Origin of the sequence: Luteibacter anthropi, from assembly GCF_023699965.1 — a bacterium.
GTDB lineage: Bacteria > Pseudomonadota > Gammaproteobacteria > Xanthomonadales > Rhodanobacteraceae > Luteibacter > Luteibacter anthropi.
Window position 1 is genome coordinate 4,195,561 of sequence record NZ_CP077072.1, and the last position, 17,972, is coordinate 4,213,532.

The 17,972-nt window shown below is 61.7% G+C and carries 16 protein-coding genes; 5 read left to right on the forward strand and 11 right to left on the reverse strand.

Going from position 1 to position 17,972, the window contains the following annotated elements; all coding sequences use genetic code 11:
- Positions 1 to 31: 31 nt before the first annotated feature.
- Together KR767_RS17715 and KR767_RS17720 are read right to left on the reverse strand one after the other, a co-directional pair.
- Positions 32 to 673, reverse strand: a complete 642-nt coding sequence (locus tag KR767_RS17715) for a glutathione S-transferase family protein (RefSeq protein WP_250877249.1) — start codon at positions 671 to 673, stop codon at positions 32 to 34.
- 52 nt (positions 674 to 725) lie between these two features.
- Positions 726 to 1,424, reverse strand: a complete 699-nt coding sequence (locus tag KR767_RS17720; RefSeq protein ID WP_250877250.1) for an O-methyltransferase — start codon at positions 1,422 to 1,424, stop codon at positions 726 to 728.
- A gap of 138 nt (positions 1,425 to 1,562) precedes the next feature.
- Between KR767_RS17720 and KR767_RS17725 the strand changes: the two genes are divergently transcribed.
- The gene (locus KR767_RS17725; protein ID WP_250877251.1) at positions 1,563 to 2,372 is read left to right on the forward strand and encodes an AraC family transcriptional regulator; all 810 of its coding nucleotides are present in this window, start codon (positions 1,563 to 1,565) and stop codon (positions 2,370 to 2,372) included.
- Positions 2,373 to 2,507: 135 nt separating this feature from the next.
- On the opposite strand, the gene KR767_RS17730 is transcribed toward KR767_RS17725, so the two are convergent.
- Both KR767_RS17730 and KR767_RS17735 read right to left on the reverse strand, forming a co-directional pair.
- A complete protein-coding gene (locus KR767_RS17730) occupies positions 2,508 to 4,277 on the reverse strand; it encodes an oleate hydratase (RefSeq protein WP_250877252.1) in 1,770 nt (589 codons plus the stop codon).
- A 254-nt stretch (positions 4,278 to 4,531) separates the two neighbouring features.
- Positions 4,532 to 6,286 carry a CocE/NonD family hydrolase gene (locus tag KR767_RS17735; protein ID WP_250877253.1) on the reverse strand — a complete coding sequence of 585 codons (1,755 nt, stop codon included), beginning with the start codon at positions 6,284 to 6,286 and terminating at the stop codon, positions 4,532 to 4,534.
- 121 nt (positions 6,287 to 6,407) lie between these two features.
- Here KR767_RS17735 and KR767_RS17740 point away from each other — a divergent pair, with 121 nt between their 5' ends.
- Entirely contained in the window at positions 6,408 to 7,292 is an 885-nt protein-coding gene (locus KR767_RS17740) for a LysR family transcriptional regulator (protein WP_250877254.1), read from the forward strand.
- A gap of 131 nt (positions 7,293 to 7,423) precedes the next feature.
- Here KR767_RS17740 and KR767_RS17745 read toward each other — a convergent pair whose 3' ends face one another.
- The 5 genes from KR767_RS17745 to KR767_RS17765 all read right to left on the reverse strand — a co-directional run bounded on the left by KR767_RS17745 (position 7,424) and on the right by KR767_RS17765 (position 11,680).
- On the reverse strand, positions 7,424 to 8,332 hold the full coding sequence (locus tag KR767_RS17745; RefSeq protein ID WP_250877255.1) for an alpha/beta fold hydrolase: 909 nt from the start codon (positions 8,330 to 8,332) through the stop codon (positions 7,424 to 7,426).
- A complete protein-coding gene (locus KR767_RS17750) occupies positions 8,329 to 9,468 on the reverse strand; it encodes an epoxide hydrolase family protein (RefSeq protein ID WP_250877256.1) in 1,140 nt (379 codons plus the stop codon). Before KR767_RS17750 ends, KR767_RS17745 begins: the two co-directional genes overlap by 4 nt.
- Positions 9,469 to 9,629: 161 nt before the next feature.
- Positions 9,630 to 10,592 (reverse strand): zinc-dependent alcohol dehydrogenase family protein, encoded by a 963-nt coding sequence (locus KR767_RS17755; protein WP_250877257.1) that lies wholly within the window; start codon positions 10,590 to 10,592, stop codon positions 9,630 to 9,632.
- 64 nt (positions 10,593 to 10,656) lie between these two features.
- Entirely contained in the window at positions 10,657 to 10,959 is a 303-nt protein-coding gene (locus tag KR767_RS17760; RefSeq protein WP_166946739.1) for an ArsR/SmtB family transcription factor, read from the reverse strand.
- 106 nt (positions 10,960 to 11,065) lie between these two features.
- Positions 11,066 to 11,680: an FMN-dependent NADH-azoreductase gene (locus KR767_RS17765; RefSeq protein WP_250877258.1), complete on the reverse strand. Its 615-nt coding sequence runs from the start codon at positions 11,678 to 11,680 to the stop codon at positions 11,066 to 11,068.
- 114 nt (positions 11,681 to 11,794) lie between these two features.
- Here KR767_RS17765 and KR767_RS17770 point away from each other — a divergent pair, with 114 nt between their 5' ends.
- On the forward strand, positions 11,795 to 12,727 hold the full coding sequence (locus tag KR767_RS17770; protein ID WP_250877259.1) for a LysR family transcriptional regulator: 933 nt from the start codon (positions 11,795 to 11,797) through the stop codon (positions 12,725 to 12,727).
- Positions 12,728 to 12,844: 117 nt separating this feature from the next.
- Positions 12,845 to 14,827: a beta-L-arabinofuranosidase domain-containing protein gene (locus tag KR767_RS17775; RefSeq protein ID WP_250877260.1), complete on the forward strand. Its 1,983-nt coding sequence runs from the start codon at positions 12,845 to 12,847 to the stop codon at positions 14,825 to 14,827.
- A gap of 49 nt (positions 14,828 to 14,876) precedes the next feature.
- Here the strand turns inward: KR767_RS17775 and KR767_RS17780 are convergent, their stop codons facing one another.
- Together KR767_RS17780 and KR767_RS17785 are read right to left on the reverse strand one after the other, a co-directional pair.
- Complete coding sequence (locus KR767_RS17780) at positions 14,877 to 16,025, reverse strand: aldose epimerase family protein (protein WP_250877261.1); 1,149 nt, start codon at positions 16,023 to 16,025, stop codon at positions 14,877 to 14,879.
- A gap of 132 nt (positions 16,026 to 16,157) precedes the next feature.
- Positions 16,158 to 16,898, reverse strand: coding sequence for an SDR family oxidoreductase (locus KR767_RS17785; protein ID WP_250877262.1), 741 nt, complete (start codon positions 16,896 to 16,898; stop codon positions 16,158 to 16,160).
- 207 nt (positions 16,899 to 17,105) lie between these two features.
- Here KR767_RS17785 and KR767_RS17790 point away from each other — a divergent pair, with 207 nt between their 5' ends.
- A complete protein-coding gene (locus KR767_RS17790) occupies positions 17,106 to 17,915 on the forward strand; it encodes an AraC family transcriptional regulator (RefSeq protein WP_250877263.1) in 810 nt (269 codons plus the stop codon).
- Positions 17,916 to 17,972 lie beyond the last annotated feature (57 nt).

Sequence of the window (17,972 nt, forward strand, 5' to 3'; positions counted from 1 at the left end):
GTTGCGGCCCCAGTCGCGCGCAAGCGCGCTCCTACCCATCGGCTGCCCTGAAATGCGCCAGCTGATCCGCCAGTGCCTTCACAAAAGCGGGCCGACGCGTCGCACGCCCGGTGTAGTCACGACATGCCGGATATCCATCCAATCCATCGAACCGATCAACCACGCGAAAACCATCGGCCATAAGGATATCCGCCACCGAAAACTCATCGGCCAGCCACTCCCGCCCGGCCAGCACGGTCTCCATGTGCCCCAGTCGCAGATGAAGGAAGTCGTCCAGCTGATCCATCGCCGGCGTACCGCCGACCACCCCCGAAAACTTCAGGATCACCCATGGCAACCCAGCCATCTCGACGGAATTCAGTGCGGCAAAGACCCATTCCATCACCTTGAGCCGCCCCTGCGGATCGCGCGGCATCAGCGCCTCGCTCAACTCCCCCAGGTACATGAGGATCGCACCACTTTCGAACAGCGAGATATCCCCGTGGGTAAGCCACGGCACCTGCCCGAACGGCTGGTGGATGAAGTGTGCCGCGTCTCGCGGGGCAAACGGCACGCTCTCCACGCGATACGGCAGCCCGGCCTCCTCCAGCGCCCAGCGCACCCGGATGTCCCGGACAAACCCTCGGGGCATCTCCGGCACCCAGTCGAAGGTGGTCAGCGTCAAACCGGCCATCTCACGTCTCCCAGCGGTGACTAAGAGCCTGAGTCTACGCCGGATGGCGACCTCACCACGTCACGACAGTGAATTCATTCCCCCTGCCCTCGCTGATGGGAAGCGGCTGCGACAGGTAGCCGTTCGCCGGATCACGCACGTAAGCAAGATAGTCATTGTCGAAGTCGAAAGCATTCTCCGCCAGCACCGGCGTGCCCGTGGTCATCCAGGGCTCAAGCAACTTCAGCACTGGGAGGTACAGGCTGAATGCACCATCGAGCAGCACCATGTCGACATCCGCATCCAGGTTCGCCAGCGTCTCCCGCGCATCACCCACGCGTATCTCCACCAGATCCGCCAGCCCGGCCGCTTCCAGGTTGGCGCGCGCCTTGACTGCCTTGCTTTCCTCCAGTTCGGTACCGATAACCCGTCCGCCGCCCATATCACGCATGGCCGCTGCCAGGTAAATGGTGGATACACCCATCGACGTGCCGAACTCCACCACACGTCGCGCACCGCGTGCCCGGGCGCACTGGTAAAGGAAGCGGCCGTATTCCTCCTGTACGTTGAGGAAGTTGTCGGCATAGCCACGGTAGTAGGCCCGGATATCCCGGCGTTCCTCGACCAGCATGTCTGCGATGACGTCACCCAGGGACTGGCCCGATTCCGTCAACCCGGCTGCCTGGGCCATCAGCTCCCCGTCGGCCTGCTCTGCTTCCTTGAACAACCGCTCAAGGGTCTGGGCCACTCGCCCCGTCTTCAATGAATTCATGGACCTGCACTCCGAAACATGCGGCTTCGGGAGATTCCGTGCCGCGTTGCAGGCCATCGTAGGCAGCCGAGGCATTGGCAGCATCGGGATATCAGGCCAAGATATGCTGAAATCCTGCCAACACGATCCGTACGCATCATGCCCACCGTGACCGAGCGCCTGCCACCCGACGAATGGACGCATCCAGATGTCATTCCGCGGCCCGTGGTGACCGTCGGCGCCGTCAATGTCGATACGGCCAACTTGTCGCCCGAGGAAAAGGAAACCGACTTCCACACCCACCGCAAGGCCCAGCTCGTGCTCACCCTGCGCGGGGTGCTTACCTGCGAGGTGGATGGGGGCATGTGGATCGTGCCGCCGCAAAACGCTATCTGGGTGCCCGGTGACCTCATGCACCGGATCAAGGCCTCGGGCACCGTCGATTGCTACGTGTCCTTCATTGAACCTGCCGTTGCGTCTGCCCTGCCAGGAATCTGCTGCGCCCTCACCGCAACGCCCTTGCTACGCGAACTGCTGATCCGCTCCGCAAGCTTTCCCATGCTCTACCCCGAGGGAGGCGTCGAATCCCATCTGGTTACGCTTCTGCTCGACGAACTGGCCATGGCTCCCGTCGGCAACCTGCACCTGCCGATGCCCAACGATCCGCGACTTCGCCGCATCGCCGAAAAGCTCATGAGCGACCCCGCCGAACGCGGCACGATCCAGACCTGGGCAAAGCGCGTCGGCACCAGCGAACGCACGCTTGCCCGGCTGCTTACACAGGAGACCGGCATGAGCTTCGGTCGATGGCGCCAGCAGTTGCAGATCATGCTCGCCGTGAAGTGGCTGGGCAGCGGCATGTCCGTGCAACAGGTCGCGGGGGATCTCGGGTACGAAAGCGCCGGCAGCTTCGTCACCATGTTCCGCAAGGCGCTGGGTACATCACCGGGCAGATATCTGCCCGGCTGAACCTTACGGCGCTTCGTCTGATCACGCCATTACCGATCGTGTCGCAATGAAGGTGGGCATGACGTTCTCGATGACAAAACGCGGATGATGCCACCTGCATCTGCGCGCAGGTGGCAGAATGATGCGCGGAACGCTTCAGTCGCCCGTCACCAGCCTGAACTCACGCAATAATGCGCCAATCTGCGTCTTGTCCAGCTTGTTCATCAGCAGGTTGCGCAAGAACGCCGGCCCCGGAATATCAAGCTCCTTGCCATCGCGCAAGCGACCCGTGGCTGCCAGCAGGGTGCGTACGTCGTACGTGGAATTGAATACCTCAGGTACGCCGCGCTCCACATTCAACAGCGTGTAGACCGACTCCATCCCCGTGCGTACCGAATACTCGGTGGTGAAGATGCAATCGCGCTGCTTCGACTCGGCGAACTGGCCGATGAAGGCGAAATTGACGGCTCCCTCGGGCACCACGTCGGGACGATCGCCCGCCTGGCGCGGCATGAAGAAAGCGGTGACGTAAGGCATCATCACCGGGACTGTCCTGGCACCCGTCGCGGCCAGTGCGTCGATCTGCTCCACCGGCACGCCGAGGTGGTAGAGCCATTCGCGGGTGATTTCTTCGCCCGTGCATTCCTGCATCGGCTTCTTCACGTAATCGCCCGGCCTGTCCACGAACAGCGAGTAGACCCAGACCACGATCTGATCCTTAGGCTGGTTCCGGAAATGCGGCTGGCGGTTCACCGTCCAGCTAAGCAGCCAGCTGGAATCCTTCACGCTGACGATGCCGCCCGTGACGACCTTGCCACTGAAAGGATCGCGCCTGGCAATAGACTGAATGTACTGCGGGATGCGCGCATCCAGCGTCGTGACCGTGGCGGATTCCCATTTTGTCTCGGGAATATGTGAGCCGAATACATCCGGCCTGCCGAAGGCGGGGTCATGGGCGGCAATGCGACGCCAGAGATCCCAGGCCGGTGCCGGGCCTTCGGTAAGCGTTGCCGGCGTGGCGTGGTCGCCGTTGTCGGAATTCTCGGTGAGCGAGCCGATGGTCATGAACAGCAGATCATCCGGACCGAGGTCGACACCGCCCTGCGCCCCGTCGCGCAACCAATGGATGCGCGTGGCCTGCTTGCGGCCGGTCTGGATGTCGAAGTCCACGTCGATGACTTCCGTGCTGTACTGGAACGTCACGCCATGGTCCTGGAGATACTTCACCAGCGGCTGGACCAGCGATTCGTACTGGTTGTACTTCGTGAACTTCAGGGCGGAAAAATCCGGAAGACCGCCGATGTGATGGATGAAGCGATGCAGGTAAAGCTTCATCTCCAGCGCCGAATGCCATTCCTCGAAGGCAAACATGGTGCGCCAGTACAGCCAGAAGTTGCTGGCGAGAAAATCGCTGCCCAGCACCTCGTTGATCCGCTTGTTTTCCATATCCTCGCGCGTGGCGAGGAACAGCTTGATGATGTCCTTCTGCGCCTGCTCGGTCAGCGTGAACAGACCGTCGGTGTGCGCATCCTGGCCCTGCCGGACGGTCGCCCGCTGCAAGGAATAATTCGGGTCGTCCTTGTTGAGCCAGTAGAACTCGTCCAGCACGCTGGCACCTTCCACGTCCAGGGAAGGAATCGAGCGATAAAGATCCCACAGGCATTCGAAGTGATCTTCCATCTCACGACCACCGCGAATGACAAAACCCTTCTCCGGCACATCCAGGCCATCAAGCGCACCACCCGGCAGGTGCTGCTGCTCCAGGATGGTGATGCGCTCGCCCGGCATATGCCCGTCGCGGATGAGGAAGGCCGCGCCAGCCAGCGATGCCAGGCCCGAGCCCACGAACCAGGCGGTCTTGTTGTCCACGCCCTCGGGTTTGCGCGGACGTGCAAAGGCTTCGTAATTACCGCTGCTGTAATACATGCGTCGTTCCTTGTCCTGGAAGAGTCAGTGCGGGAAGCTGACGCCAGCGGGAACGCGGCAGGAGGTGCCTTGCCGCCAGGGAATCCCCCTCTGGCATACCAGGTCCATCCTACCGATTTGAGACGCCATGGATATGGCAGAAGCGGTAAAACCTGATCGCCGGCAATTTTTCCGGTACCCAGATGGGTGATCGAAAGCCGTGGCCGCGCCAGGGTGGCGCGGACGGCTTTCGATCGCCAGATGCAGGAGCAGCATTACCCGGCCGGCGGAATGATCGGTAGCAGGATGTAGGGCTCCCGGCCTTCCTCGAAATGCAGCACATTCTTTCCGCCGAAGATCTCCGCCGGACGATCCTTCGGCTCGGCATGCAGGAACGGACCTGCGCCCGTCATCGTGTAGATTTCGTCCGGGCCCCGCGCATCGCCCAGGCCATGCTCGTAATCCTTGCCGCGCACGTTCAGTTCGAGGCGATAGCCGGGCGGCACCACGATGCAGGTCGGCAGGACTTCGATCATCAGTTCCACGGGCTCGCCGGGCACCAGGGGCTGCACCTCGTCATGCGTATGGTAGGGGCGATAAGGCAGGCTGCGCTGGGGATCGAGCTTGCGATGCGAGGCGCGCAGCCAGCCCAGGGCGATACACATGCGCGGATCGTTGGCGCCGATGAACAGCACTTCCTTGCCTTGCGGATCGTACAGGCGCAAGGCAAGGAAGATATCGGCATCCGTCGTGTCCGATGACACGAACAGGCGTACGGCGATGGGGCCGGTGATCTCCACCTCGTGATTCGACACCGGCAGCGAGAAGATCAATCCATCGCCCGTGGTGTCGTAGCCCACCGGGGCGGATGGTTCCGGCGTGAGCGACAGGCTGCGGGTTTCAGGGTCGAGGTAGTAGCGTGTCCACTGTGTGCGCGCCAGCGGCCATTCCTGCTCTGCGCGGGTCATGAAATGCTCGCCCGGACGACGCACGGCCAGTTGCACCGGCGGCTGGCGATCCCAGCCCGTGTCCTCGCCCTTAAGGAAGTGACCGAAGAAGCGCTTCTGCAACTCCACACCCGAGTTACGGTAGAACGGGGCGAAGTGGGTGTTTCCATGTACTTCGAGCCACTTCTGGCTGGAGCCGGCGGCGAGATAGCCCTCGAAGTTGCCACGCAGGTGACAGCCCATGCCACCCCAGTTGGCGGCAGAGAGCAGCGGCACCTGGATCTTCGAATGATCCGCCGTGCGCTCTCGGTAATAAGGTCCATCAAGCGGTCGTTGCAGCTCTTCGTCGTAGCAATAGACGATGTTCCCGGCCAGCACTTCGGGCGAAAGGGTCTCCGGTCCGGTCACGAGTTCACCATTGAAGCGGCTTCTCGCGCCACGCTCGCCCAGGCCATGCTGCTGCGAAGCCACCTGGCCCTTGAACCATACCTGGTCGAACTGGCTCAGGATGCCGCCGTGCCGGGACCAGTCGCGATACCAGTCGGTGGCGCCTTCCCATACGCAGATGGCGGCCAGGTGGGGCGGCTGCATCGCAGCGACCAGCCACTGGTTGATGGCGTAATAGGAAATGCCGTTGATGCCTATCTTGCCGTTGCTCCACGGCTGGTCGGCGGCCCACTCGATGCAGTCGTAGAAGTCCTTGATCTCGCGCTTCGACATCAGCTCGATCTTGCCGGGGCTGCGACCGGAACCACGACCATCGATGCGCACGCAGGCGAAGCCATCGGGCACCCACTTCTCGGGGTCCACCAGCTCCCACACCTGGAACGACGAGGTCGTGCCTTCGACGATTTCGGGGAAGGACTCGATCATGCGCTCCCAGCTGCCCTTGTAACCATCCTGGAACGCCAGGCCCTTGCCGTACGGGCCCAAGGTGATGATCACCGGATAGTGGCCCTCGGCCTCCGGCAGGAAGATGTCGGCGCGCAGCACCACGCCATCGTCCATCGGGATGGGGGCATCCCAGATCACCCGCATGCCGTGCGTGGTTTCGGTCCGGCCCATATCGCGTGCTTGGTCCATGGCGTTCTCCTCGATCAATTGACGTTTGGTTACCCGCACCGCCATTCAAACGCCGGAGCTGTTATCTTTCAAATACATAATTAAGATACTCAGTATCTCAACATGAGATAGAAAGGCTGCCATGGACCTTCGCCAGATCCGTTACTTCGTCGCCGTCGCGGAACGCGGGGGTTTCAGCTCCGCAGCCAGTGCGCTGAACATCGCGCAATCGGCGCTGAGCCGGCATGTGAAAGACCTGGAGGATGAACTGGGTGGCGCACTGCTGGAACGTACCGCCCGCGGCGTGGTTCCCACCGAGTCCGGCAAGCTGCTGCTGGAGCGCGGCCGCTGGCTTCTGGGCATGCTGGACGACATCAAGGAAGAAGTGCGCACGGAAAACCGCGAGCCCACCGGCACCGTTCGGCTGGGCGCCCCCGCCAGCCTCGCCGAGCTTTTCTACGCGCCGCTGGTGAAAATGTTCTCCGAGCGCTTTCCCCGTGTACGACTGGAACTGAGCGAAGGCCTGACGGAGGTCATGAGCGACCGGCTGATCCGTGGCGATATCGACCTCGCCATCGTGACTTCGCCACAGCCCAACAAGCATCTGGTCTACGACACACTGGTTACCGAGCAGGTCTTCGTATTCGGGCCACCGGGCGATCCGTTGCTTGCACGTGGCAAGCTCACGCGCAAGGAGTTCGGTAACCTGCCGCGTGCCGTCATTCCCTTCGGCCGCCATCTTTTCGGGCCGGGCGTGCCGTCTTCCGTGAAGGTGGAGAGCAGCACGCCGCTGAAGCAGATTGCGGCCATGGGGCTGGGTTACGGCACGTTGCCATTCTCAGGCATTCATCACGAGGTACGCGAAGGGCAGCTATCCGCCGCCGTGCTGCCGTGGATACGTTCGGATCGCGTGCTTGCGATGGCGAGAGGCCGCCATATGACCCGGGCCACGAGAGAAGCCACGGGCGTGCTGAAAGAGCTATGCCAAGATCTCATACAGGCAGGCAAGATCCTCCCCACGCCCTGACACCCCCTGTAGGAGCGCGCCTGCGCGCGACCGGTCATGCAGAAAGGTATCGCATACCCAGGCCGCCCGTATTTCTGAAAGCTGTCGCGCGCGAGGCGCGCTCCTACAAGGCTGCGTTGCCTTTTAAGGGTTTACATCGGAGCGCTCATCATCTCGTGCACCCGCATGACCGCCCGCACGAAAGCCTCGGGAACCTCCTGCGGCACGTTATGACCCGACTCGACGACATGGTGCTCATGCGCTCCTGCAAACAACGACGCATGCCCCGCCGTGCCGCCCGGCTTGAGCGGATCCTTCCTGCCATCGAGCGTCACCGAAGGCACCGTGATGACGGGCTTCTTCGCCAACCGGTCTTCCAGCGCCTGTAATGCCGGCTCTCCCTTTGCCAGCCCGAACATATGGCGATAGGAATGAATCACCACGTCCACGAAATCCGGGTTGTCGAAGGCGATCGCCGTCCGCTCGAACATCGATGGGTCGAATCGCCATCCAGGAGACCACTCCTGCCAGAGCATCCGGCACAACTCAGGCCGATGCGCCGTCAGGCATTCACGGCCCCGTTCGGTCTGGAAAAGATGCTGATACCAGCACACACGTTCCAGCGATGGTGCAGACGCATGGCGCTGCGCGGCCACATCGATGATGTCGTACCCGGCATACGACACCAGCCCGCCGACCTTCTCAGGCCACAGCGCAGCAGCCACGCAGGACGCATTGCCACCCCAGTCGAAGCCTGCAAGGATCGGGCGCGCCATGCCCAGGGCATCGACAAGCTCGACGATGTCGAGGCCACGCACCGCCTGCTGCCCGTTACGCATGGCTGCATCGGATGAAAAACGTGTCGGGCCAAAACCGCGCGTATAAGGGAGCACGACACGGGCGCCCGCGGAGGCCAGCGCCGGAGCGACATCGTCGAAGGCGTGCACGTCATAGGGAAATCCATGCGAGAGCACTACAGGCCAGCCATCGGACGGCCCTTGCTCCAGATACGCGATTCTCAGCGTGCTGGTTTCCGCGTGGCGGATGGCATGCGCATTCATGCCTTCACCCTCGAAACCTGGGCAATGAAGGCCCGGAAATCCGCCAGCATCCGTTCCGGTTGCTCCCAGGCGGCGAAGTGGCCGCCTTCAGGCATATCCGTCCAGTGCACGACGTTATAGGTCTTTTCCGCGAACGAGCGCGGCGGCGGTATGAATACCGGGTCTGGAAACGCAGCCACGCCCGTGGGCACCGCGACATGCGTACCTGCCGGAAAGATCCCCGACCCTTCCAGGCGCTTACCGTGATACATCCAGGTAGCCGTCACCATCGAGGATGGCCCCAGGTACAGCATGATGTGGTTGAGCAGTTCTTCTTCGGAATACTTGCTCCAGATATCGGGGCTGCCATCCGCCGTCTTCGGCAGGTCGGACCATTTGCCAAACTTTTCGAGTATCCAGCCGGCCGCCCCTACGGGACTGTCGGCCAGGGCAACGCCCAGCGTCTGCGGGCGTGTTTCCTGCTCGTGGTTGTAACCACTCTCCCAGTCTGTGAGCTTGTCGCGCCGGGCCACGAAGTCCTTTTCCTCGGGCGTGACGGGCCGCGCATCGCTGGCGTGGAGGTTCACCATGTTCAGATGAATGCCCAGCACGGCATCGGGCCGGTCATGCGCCGCCCAGGCCGCGATGCCGTGCCCCCAGTCGCCGCCCTGGATGATGTAGCGCGATGAGCCGAGCAGCTGCGTCATCAGCCCATGCATGAGCGCGGCAGCCCGGCGCGGCCCTGTGACGCCGGCAATAGGCCGGGAAAACGCAAAGCCCGGCAACGAAGGAATGATGACGTCGTGACCATCCGCCGCCAGCGGCCCCCACAGGCGCTCGAATTCAAGATACGAGCCCGGCCAGCCGTGAAGCAGCAGCAGAGGTGGTTTCGATCCGTCACCCTTCATGTGAACGAAATGGAGATGGTTACCGTCGATGTCGGCGATGAAGTTAGGGTGCTGGTTAAGACGGGCCTCGACTTCACGCCAGTCGTACGTATGCAGCCAGTAACTGACCAGGCGTTTCAGGTCGCTGATACCGACACCGGCCTCCCAGCCACCGGCATCCGGAAGCTGGCTCCAGTCATACGCACTGACTTTCGCCTTGATGGCGGCAAGACGATCATCGGCAACATGAATCGTATACGGTGAAATCATGACGTCCTCCGGGGAATGCCGCGCCGTTACAGCGCAGGCATGGAAAACTTCCCGGCAGACTAGACGTCAACTTGACCACTGGATGTGAACCCCGCGCCGCATATCGAACCACATGCTTTACACAGGATGCCTTGCGCTCGCTGCAAGCCTCCCAGCCAGGCTTACGCGCAAACTGCTATGGCTATCTTCCCTTGAAGCCCATTATTCGGCGTTTCCAGGAGCGCATGCGCAAGCGGAATATCCGCCAGCGAGTAGACAGCGCCCACATGCGGCCGCAACTGGCCCCGCATCACCAGGGCGCTCAATTCATCGAGCTTGCCGCGGTTCTGCCGGGTAAAGACGAAGTGATAGCTCGCGTTCTTGCCCCACGCATGGATAAGGTTCTGCGGCTTCGCAATGTCCACGATCGATACCACGCGCCCCAGTTGGGCAAGCGCATCCGGGCTGTGCGACAAGGTGCTGCCACCGATGGTGTCGAACACCACATCGACGCCATTGCCATCCGTTTCACGCAGGATGGCTTCGACGTAATCCTGCTTCTCATAGTCGATGACCACATCGGCGCCCATCCGTTTCACGAATTCCGCATTGGCTTCCCGCACGGTCGTGAAGACCCTGGCACCGATGGCCTTCGCCAGCTGTATGGCCACATGACCAACGCCTCCGGCACCACCGTGGACGAGAATGCTTTCACCCACGCGCAATCCGGCACGCACGACAAGGGCCTCCCATGCCGTGCCGCCCACCAGGCTCAGGCTGGCGGCCTCCAGATGGCTCAATGCGGCGGGTTTCTTCCCCACGATACCTTCGGCAGCCACGTGATACTCCGCGTAGCTTCCCTGCCCTTCGAATATCTGCGGCGTGTACCAGACCTCGTCTCCCGGGGAAAACGCCGTCACGCCGGGGCCGATATCTTCGACCACGCCGGATACGTCATGCCCGGTAATCGCCGGCAAGGGCACGAGGTCTGGATAGTCGCCACGGCGTACCTGGTAATCCAGCGGATTGATGGAGGTGGCATGTACGCGCACCAGAACTTCGCCCGCCTGCGGCATGGGCCAGGGTACGTCGCAAAGCTCGAATGAATCCGGCCCGCCAAAGGATGTCAGTACCAGCGCCTGCATGGTGTTTCCTCGTTTCGTTAAAAAGGGATATCGAGAATTATCGATATATAGGAGCAGAACGAAACTACAGTTCCTTGCCGATGATCCGGGCAAGTGCACTGATGGTGGCTTCGTTTCGCTTGTAGTACGTCCACTGGCCGATGCGCCTGACTTCGACCAGCCCCGCCCGTTGCAACGTGGCAAGGTAATCGGACACCGTCGATTGCGAGAGCCCCACGCCCTCCTGGATGCTGCTGACGCAGACACCCACGGTATGAACGTCACCTTCGTCCTGAGGTGGGAAGTTCTTCGCCGGATCCTTCAGCCCCTTCAGGATGTCGAGGCGGGTCCGGTTTGAGAGGGCTTTGAATATCTCGAGCAGTTCCATGGCGCGATAATATCGGGATTTACCGATATGTCAATGTGGGTCCTCCGCGCGAGCGCCCCAAGGCAAGCAGGCGCCCCTCACGCGAGGCGCATTCATATGGCCAACCTCAGGCCGCTATGCGGCTGAAGTCCGGCATCAGTCTTCCAATGAATTCATCCATCGTTTCCTGCCCCAAATCGACCGCCTTGGCACCTCCGCCTGCAATGACCTCAACATCCGCGATCCCGATGACGCCGAGGATCAGTTTCAGATATTGACTGGCGATATCGCGATCCCGGATGGGCGAGCCTTCGGTATAGACACCACCCGATGCAACCAGCACGGTGGCTCTCTTGCCGATCAGAAGCCCCTTTCCGTCGATGCCCAGCGTCACTCCCTTGCGCACGATATGGTCGATCCAGGCCTTCAGCGAAGCGGGAACGTTGTAGTTGTAAACCGGCGTGGCGATAAGAAGGTGATCGGTCATCAACAATTCGGTTACCAGTTCATCGGACAGGCGCAGCGTTTCCTTCATAGACGCCGACTGCTGCCCGGGTGGCGTGAAATATGCCTCCAGCCAGGGGCCTGTGACGAAAGCCAACCCCGTCCCAGCAAGATCGCGCCGGGTGATTTCGCCATCGGGATGGGCGGCCTGCCAGTGCCTTACAAAATGGCGCGTCATATGGCGCGAGACGGAAGCATCGCCGCGCGGGCTGGTTTCTATAACAAGTAAGCGGGTCACGAGATCTCTCCGGCGCAAGAGCCATCAGGGTGATGACATGCGTTGATCGTGGGAGATCGAGACCTTCACCGGAAGCGATATAATATTGATAGTTTCCATCACCATTGGTGATGCATGGCCATCAGCCATCTCAGTCTCGACCAACTGCGCGTTCTGGTAACCATCGCTGACGAAGGCAGCTTCTCGGCCGCCGCCCGAAAATTACGGCGCGTCCAGTCGGCCGTCAGCCAGGCCATTGCCAACCTGGAAGACCTGCAAGGGATCCAGCTCTTCGACAGGAAAGGCCATCGACCGCTACTCACGGAAACAGGCCGCGTTCTCGTCGAACAGGCACGGCTGGTGCTGGGCAGCGCCGCACGGTTCGAAGCCGTGGCCGCCAACACACGTGCCGGCCTGGAAGCCGAGTTGACGATCGCCATCGACCCCCTCGTACCCACTGCCCCGCTTATCGAGGCACTGCGAGGCTTGAACGACCGCTTTCCCGATCTGCCGGTCAACTTCTCCACGGAGGGACTCGGTGGCTCCCTGCGCCGGCTGCGCTCGGATTCCGCTTCCTTGGCGATCTGCCTTCTGCTTCCCACCGTGCCCGAGGACATTGCAGCTTATCCCGTGTTGCGAATCGGCATAGCGCCTTATGTGGTGCCCGGGCATCCGCTCGCCCGCCTCAAGCGTCCCGCTTCACGCAGTGATCTGGAGCCGCACGTGCAACTGATCCTCTCGGATCCGGTCGACCCGGACAGTGCCAACTACGGCGTAGCGAGTGCCCGGCCATGGCGCTTTGTGGACATCGGCCGGCGCCTGGACTTCCTGCTTCAAGGATTCGGCTGGTGTCGCATGCCGGAGCATCTTGTAGCGGATGCCGTTGAACGCGGAGAACTTGTGCGCTTTCAGATCGAGAACGATCCGACACCGCATGACGGGCTGACGATCTACGCAGCGCATCGCCGTGACCGACATCCCGGGCCCGCCGGCAGATGGCTGCTTGATGCACTTCGAGAACCTCTCACGCCCCCTGCCGATGGCGATGTCATGAACGCGATCACGTGACGACTCGTCCATAGGATGGCGGCAAACATCGACAGCCATCCATTAATCGTCAAATAGTCGTACATTTCGCTTTCAGGGTATGAAGCGAGAGGGTTTTCCCGAATGCACGATCCGAGCATGTCCGGTCGCAGGGGCTTTCTGAAAGCCTCCGTCATGGGCGCAGTGACGTCGCTGCTGCCGCCAGGCGCAGTGGGCACAGCAGCTACCTCGAAGGCCGCCGCCACCTTCCCAACAGCACCTCTCGCTCCCCAGCCCTTCCAGCTGCTACCGGCAGGATCGATTCGCCCCTCGGGCTGGTTGCGCCGTCAGCTGGAGATCCAGGCGGCGGGCCTCGGTGGTCGGGTGGATGAAACATGGCCGGATCTCGGCCCCAATAGCGGCTGGCTGGGTGGTACCGGGGAATCGTGGGAACGCGGACCGTACTACCTCGATGGCCTGCTACCCCTTGCATGGCAGCTCGACTCGCCCACCTTGAAGGCGAAAGCGCAGCGCTTCGTCGACTGGACGCTGGACCATCCCTGGGCCAACGGCATGTTCGGCCCGAAGAGCAATGACGACTGGTGGCCGCGCATGGTCATGCTCAAGGCATTGACCCAGTACCAGGAATTGACCGGCGATGCGCGCGTCATACCGTTCATGACCCGCTATTTTCACTACCAGCTCGAAGCCCTGCCTGAGCGCCCTTTGCGCGACTGGGGCCGGATGCGCTGGCAGGATGAAGTGGCCTGCATTCTCTGGCTTTACACGCGCACGCAGGACCCGAAGCTGCTGGACCTTGCCGCGCTACTGAAAAAACAGGGCTACGACTGGCAAGCCATGTTCGCCGTGTTTCCCTTCCGGGAAAAAACCGATGCGAAGACGGTAGAAGCCAAGGGCGGCAAGAACGCCTTCATGGAAGACGACGGTTTGCAGGTGCATGGCGTGAATATCGCCCAGGCACTTAAGGCCTCTCCCGTCTGGTCATTGATATCGCGCGATGCAAATGATCGTGCCGCCATACATCACCAGCTGGCCCAGCTCGACCAGTACCACGGCCTGGCCAACGGCATGTATTCCGCCGACGAACATCTGGCCGGTCGCAACCCTTCGCAAGGCGTCGAGTTGTGTACGGTGGTGGAAGCCATGTATTCCCTGGAAGTGGCGCTGGCAATTACCGGTGATGCGGCACTGGGCGACCGCATCGAACGCATCGCCTACAACGCCTTGCCGGGCGCATTCACCGACGACATGTGGGCGCATCAGTACGACCAGCAACCCAACCAGGTGGAATGCAGCCTGCATCGCCGGCCATGGACCACGAATGGCCCCGAGGCAAACCTGTTCGGGCTCGATCCTCATTTCGGCTGCTGCACGGCGAACTTCCACCAGGGCTGGCCGAAGCTGACGGCGAGCCTGTGGATGGCCTGCGCCGATGGAGGTCTTGCCGCCACGGTATACGCACCCTGCCGCGTCAACGCGGTGGCTCGCGGTGTGCCCGTGCAGATCGAGCAGGAAACCGATTACCCCTTCCGCGACGACATCGCGATGACCCTCAAGCCCGACTCGCCGGTGGAGTTTCCCATTCGCCTGCGCATACCTGCCTGGTGTCGTTCGCCGTCGATACGCATCAACGGAGAATCCGTGCAGGTGAGTCCAAGGGAGGGTTTCGTCACCATCGAGCGTCGGTGGTCCACGGGGGATACGATCCGCCTCTCCTTCCCCGCCGATGTGAGCGCGGAAAAGGGATACAACGATTCGATCAGTTTCACGCGGGGCGCCCTGGTGTTTTCCTTGCCCGTGGGTGAGGCCTGGGTCAAGTGGCGCAAACGCGGGCTCACCAGCGACTGGCAGGTGTATCCCACCTCGGCCTGGAATTACGCCGTGGCGACTGATGCCACTGTGGAACACCATGACATCGGCATGCGCCCTTTTGCAGGCGCCACACCCGCCGTGACACTTCAGGTAAAGGGGCGATTGGCCTCATGGAAGGCGGAAGAAGGCGCCGCCGATCCCGTGCCCGCCACGCCAGCGATGGAAGACGAACCGGTCACCACCTTGCGACTGGTGCCTTATGCCGGCGCCAAGCTACGCATCACGTCGTTTCCCGTCATGCCAGCCTGAAGCAACCTAACGAACGAGCGCCCTCCCCGGCGCTCGTTCGCCAGTGATCTCAGTGCCTGCTTCCTTCAGCCGTCGTGCCGAATTCATACACTATGGTGTGGCTGTACTGCTGACCCGGTGCCAGTCGTGCGGAACCGAAAGACGGATGGTTCGGCGTATCCGGATGGAGCTGTGGTTCCAGTACGAAGGCATCGCCCTGGCGATACATATGGCCTCCCGTGCCGACGCTGGTCGCATCGAGGAAGTTGCCCGAGTAGAACTGCAAACCGGGCATGGTTGATTTCAAGGTCAGGGTGCGGCCCGACACCGGATCTTCTACCTTCGCTACCAAACGCGGCTCCCTGGCGATGTCCTTCGCGATGACAAAATCGTGATCGTAGCCGCGACCATTGAGAAGCTGCTGGTCGGACTCACGCACGTTCTGGCCGATCGGCTTGCCCTTGCGAAAATCGAACGGGGTACCCGCCACGGGCTTGATGTCACCCAGCGGAATCGCCGTGGCGTCCACCGGTATGTACTGATCGGCCAGGATCGTCAGCCGCTGGTCCATGACCGAACCACTGCCCTCGCCCGCCAGGTTCCAGTAAGCATGGTTGGTGAGGTTGGCGATGGTCGGCTTGTCGGTGGTGGCGCCGTAGACAAGGGTCAGTCGGTTGTGCGCGTCCAGCGTGTACGTAGCAGTGGCCGTGAGCTTGCCCGGATAGCCCATGTCGCCATCGGGGCTGACGTAGGTGAACGTGACGCTGGCACTGTCCGCACTGCTCTTCACGTCACCCATCGTCCACAGCACCTTGTCGAAACCCTTGGTGCCACCGTGAAGCGAGTTGGGGCCGTTATTGACCGGCAAGGTGTAGTCATGGCCGTCCAGCGTGAAGTGCCCCTTGGCGATGCGGTTGGCATAACGACCCACCGTGGCGCCGAAGTACTGCGGGTTTTTCACGTAATCATCGAACCTGGCGTAACCGAGCAGGATATTGGCGGCATGACCCTGCCGGTCAGGCGTGATGACTTCCTGCAAGCCCGCGCCATAGGCCATGACGCGGATCTTCACGCCATGGCCGCTGTCGAGCACCACGGCATCCACCCTGGTTCCATCGGGCAGCGTGCCGAAGCTTTCACGCTTTGCTTCGGCCGCCTGCGTCGAGGCGGTTATCGCCATCGCTGCGCATAAAGCACCAACCAGCACTGTACGTTGCACGTCCGGCACTCCTTCCATAGCCCTTATCGGGATGCCGCATGCAAGCATATTGTATGATTAATGCGCAAGTATCTTTTTATGCGGCACTTTTCGTTGCGCGTCGCAGCATGGCGACGGAGGTGCCCTTCCCCATTACCAGCCATGCCGTGATTGCTGCGCATGGCCATCATGGAAGAAACCGCCCGTAGGCCCCATGGGGCTGAGTGTCGCCAGCTCCACGGCGGCAACCGCTGCATCTTCCACACGGCGATAGCCGCTGTGCCCGTTGAGGTCGGTTGCTGCGTAACCGGGATTGATGGCATTGACCTTGATGCCTTCATCGAGCAGCTCTTTGGCGAGCTTCACGGTCAGCATGTTCAATGCGCTCTTGGATGCGCTGTAGCCAGGATAACCCACGGTCCAGATAAGGCCGCTCATGTCGGCCGTCTCACTGATGGAGCCGAGCGAACTGCTGACCATGACGATGCGTGCGCCCTCCGCTCGACGCAGCAACGGCAGGAAGGCCTGGGTGACTCGCATCGGCCCCAGCGTGTTCACGTCGAACATGAGGCGCATGTCGTCGATGGATTCTTCACTGGCCCGCATATTCGTCCCAATGCTGATGCCTGCATTGTTCACGAGCGCGTCCAGGGCGGTGACCTCGCTCTCAAGTCGCGTACGGGCAGCTGCCACGCTCTGGGCGTCCGCTACGTCGAGCGTGATGGCATGCGCATCGAGGCCTGCGCTACGCAGTTCGGCGGCAGCTTTCTCGCCGCGCCCTGCATCACGGCATCCCAGCCAGACGGAATAGCCACGTTCACCCAGCTGGCGTGCGATGGCGAAGCCAATGCCCTTGTTGGCGCCAGTGATGAGGGCAACAGGTTTACTCGACATGAAAAGCATCCTTTGACGTGTGATGACGATGGTCTATTTTTCGCCCGCGAACGCCGGACGAGCATCCCTCATCACGCCAGAGACTTGCCTGATCCTGCCAATTTGATTAGCTTGCGAGATCGGCTGGCATACATCACCCGGTAAGGAGACGCCCCTTTGCTCGCCCATCTGATCGCGATAGCGAACCGTCATAGAGCGGGTCTCCGCGTGCAGACCGCCGTGCCCCGGCTGGTCATCTGGTCGGCCGAGACGCCGACCGAGCCGATTCCGGCGTTGTTCGAGCCGACGTTCTACATAATGCTTCAAGGCAGAAAACGACTCACCTTCGCCGGAAAGACATCCGACTTCTGCGCAGGCTCATGCTGCATCGCCTCGGTCGGGCTGCCGTTTCTTTCCCAGGTGACCGATGCGACGCCGGAGGCACCCTATATTGGCGTCAACGTGATGCTCGACGCGGGCGTGATTGCCAGCCTGATGATGGACATGCCTGATCGAAGCGACGAGCCGGTGGGCGCCATCTCGATGGGCAAGGCGGAAGAAAGCATCCTGGAACCCCTGGGCCGCCTGCTCGGCCTGCTGGATACGCCCGCCGACATCCCGGTGCTGGCACCCCAGTTCGAACGGGAGCTTTTCTATCGCCTGTTGCAAGGCCCGATGGGCCCGAGGCTTCGCCAGATGGGACATAACGGCGCGCGCTTCAGCCAGATCAAGATCGCTGCGGACTGGATCTGCGAGCATGCCGACCAGCACATGAGCGTGACAAAGCTCGCCGAATCGGTCGGCATGAGCGTTACCTCGTTTCATCGACACTTCAAGGCCATTACCGGGCATTCGCCGCTGGCCTATCAGCGGTATATCCGCCTGCTGGATGCGCGTGGCCGGCTCGCTTCAGGGGCAGGCAACGTCACTTCCGTAGCCTTTGCGACCGGCTATGCCAGTGCTTCCCAGTTCAGTCGTGAGTACAAGAAGGCGTTTGGCGTTCCACCGGTGGTGGATGCGGCATTGCTGCGGCAGTGATGTGATCGAAGACTCCGGCATCGCGAACGATCGCGATGCCGGAGTCTTCAGATGTAC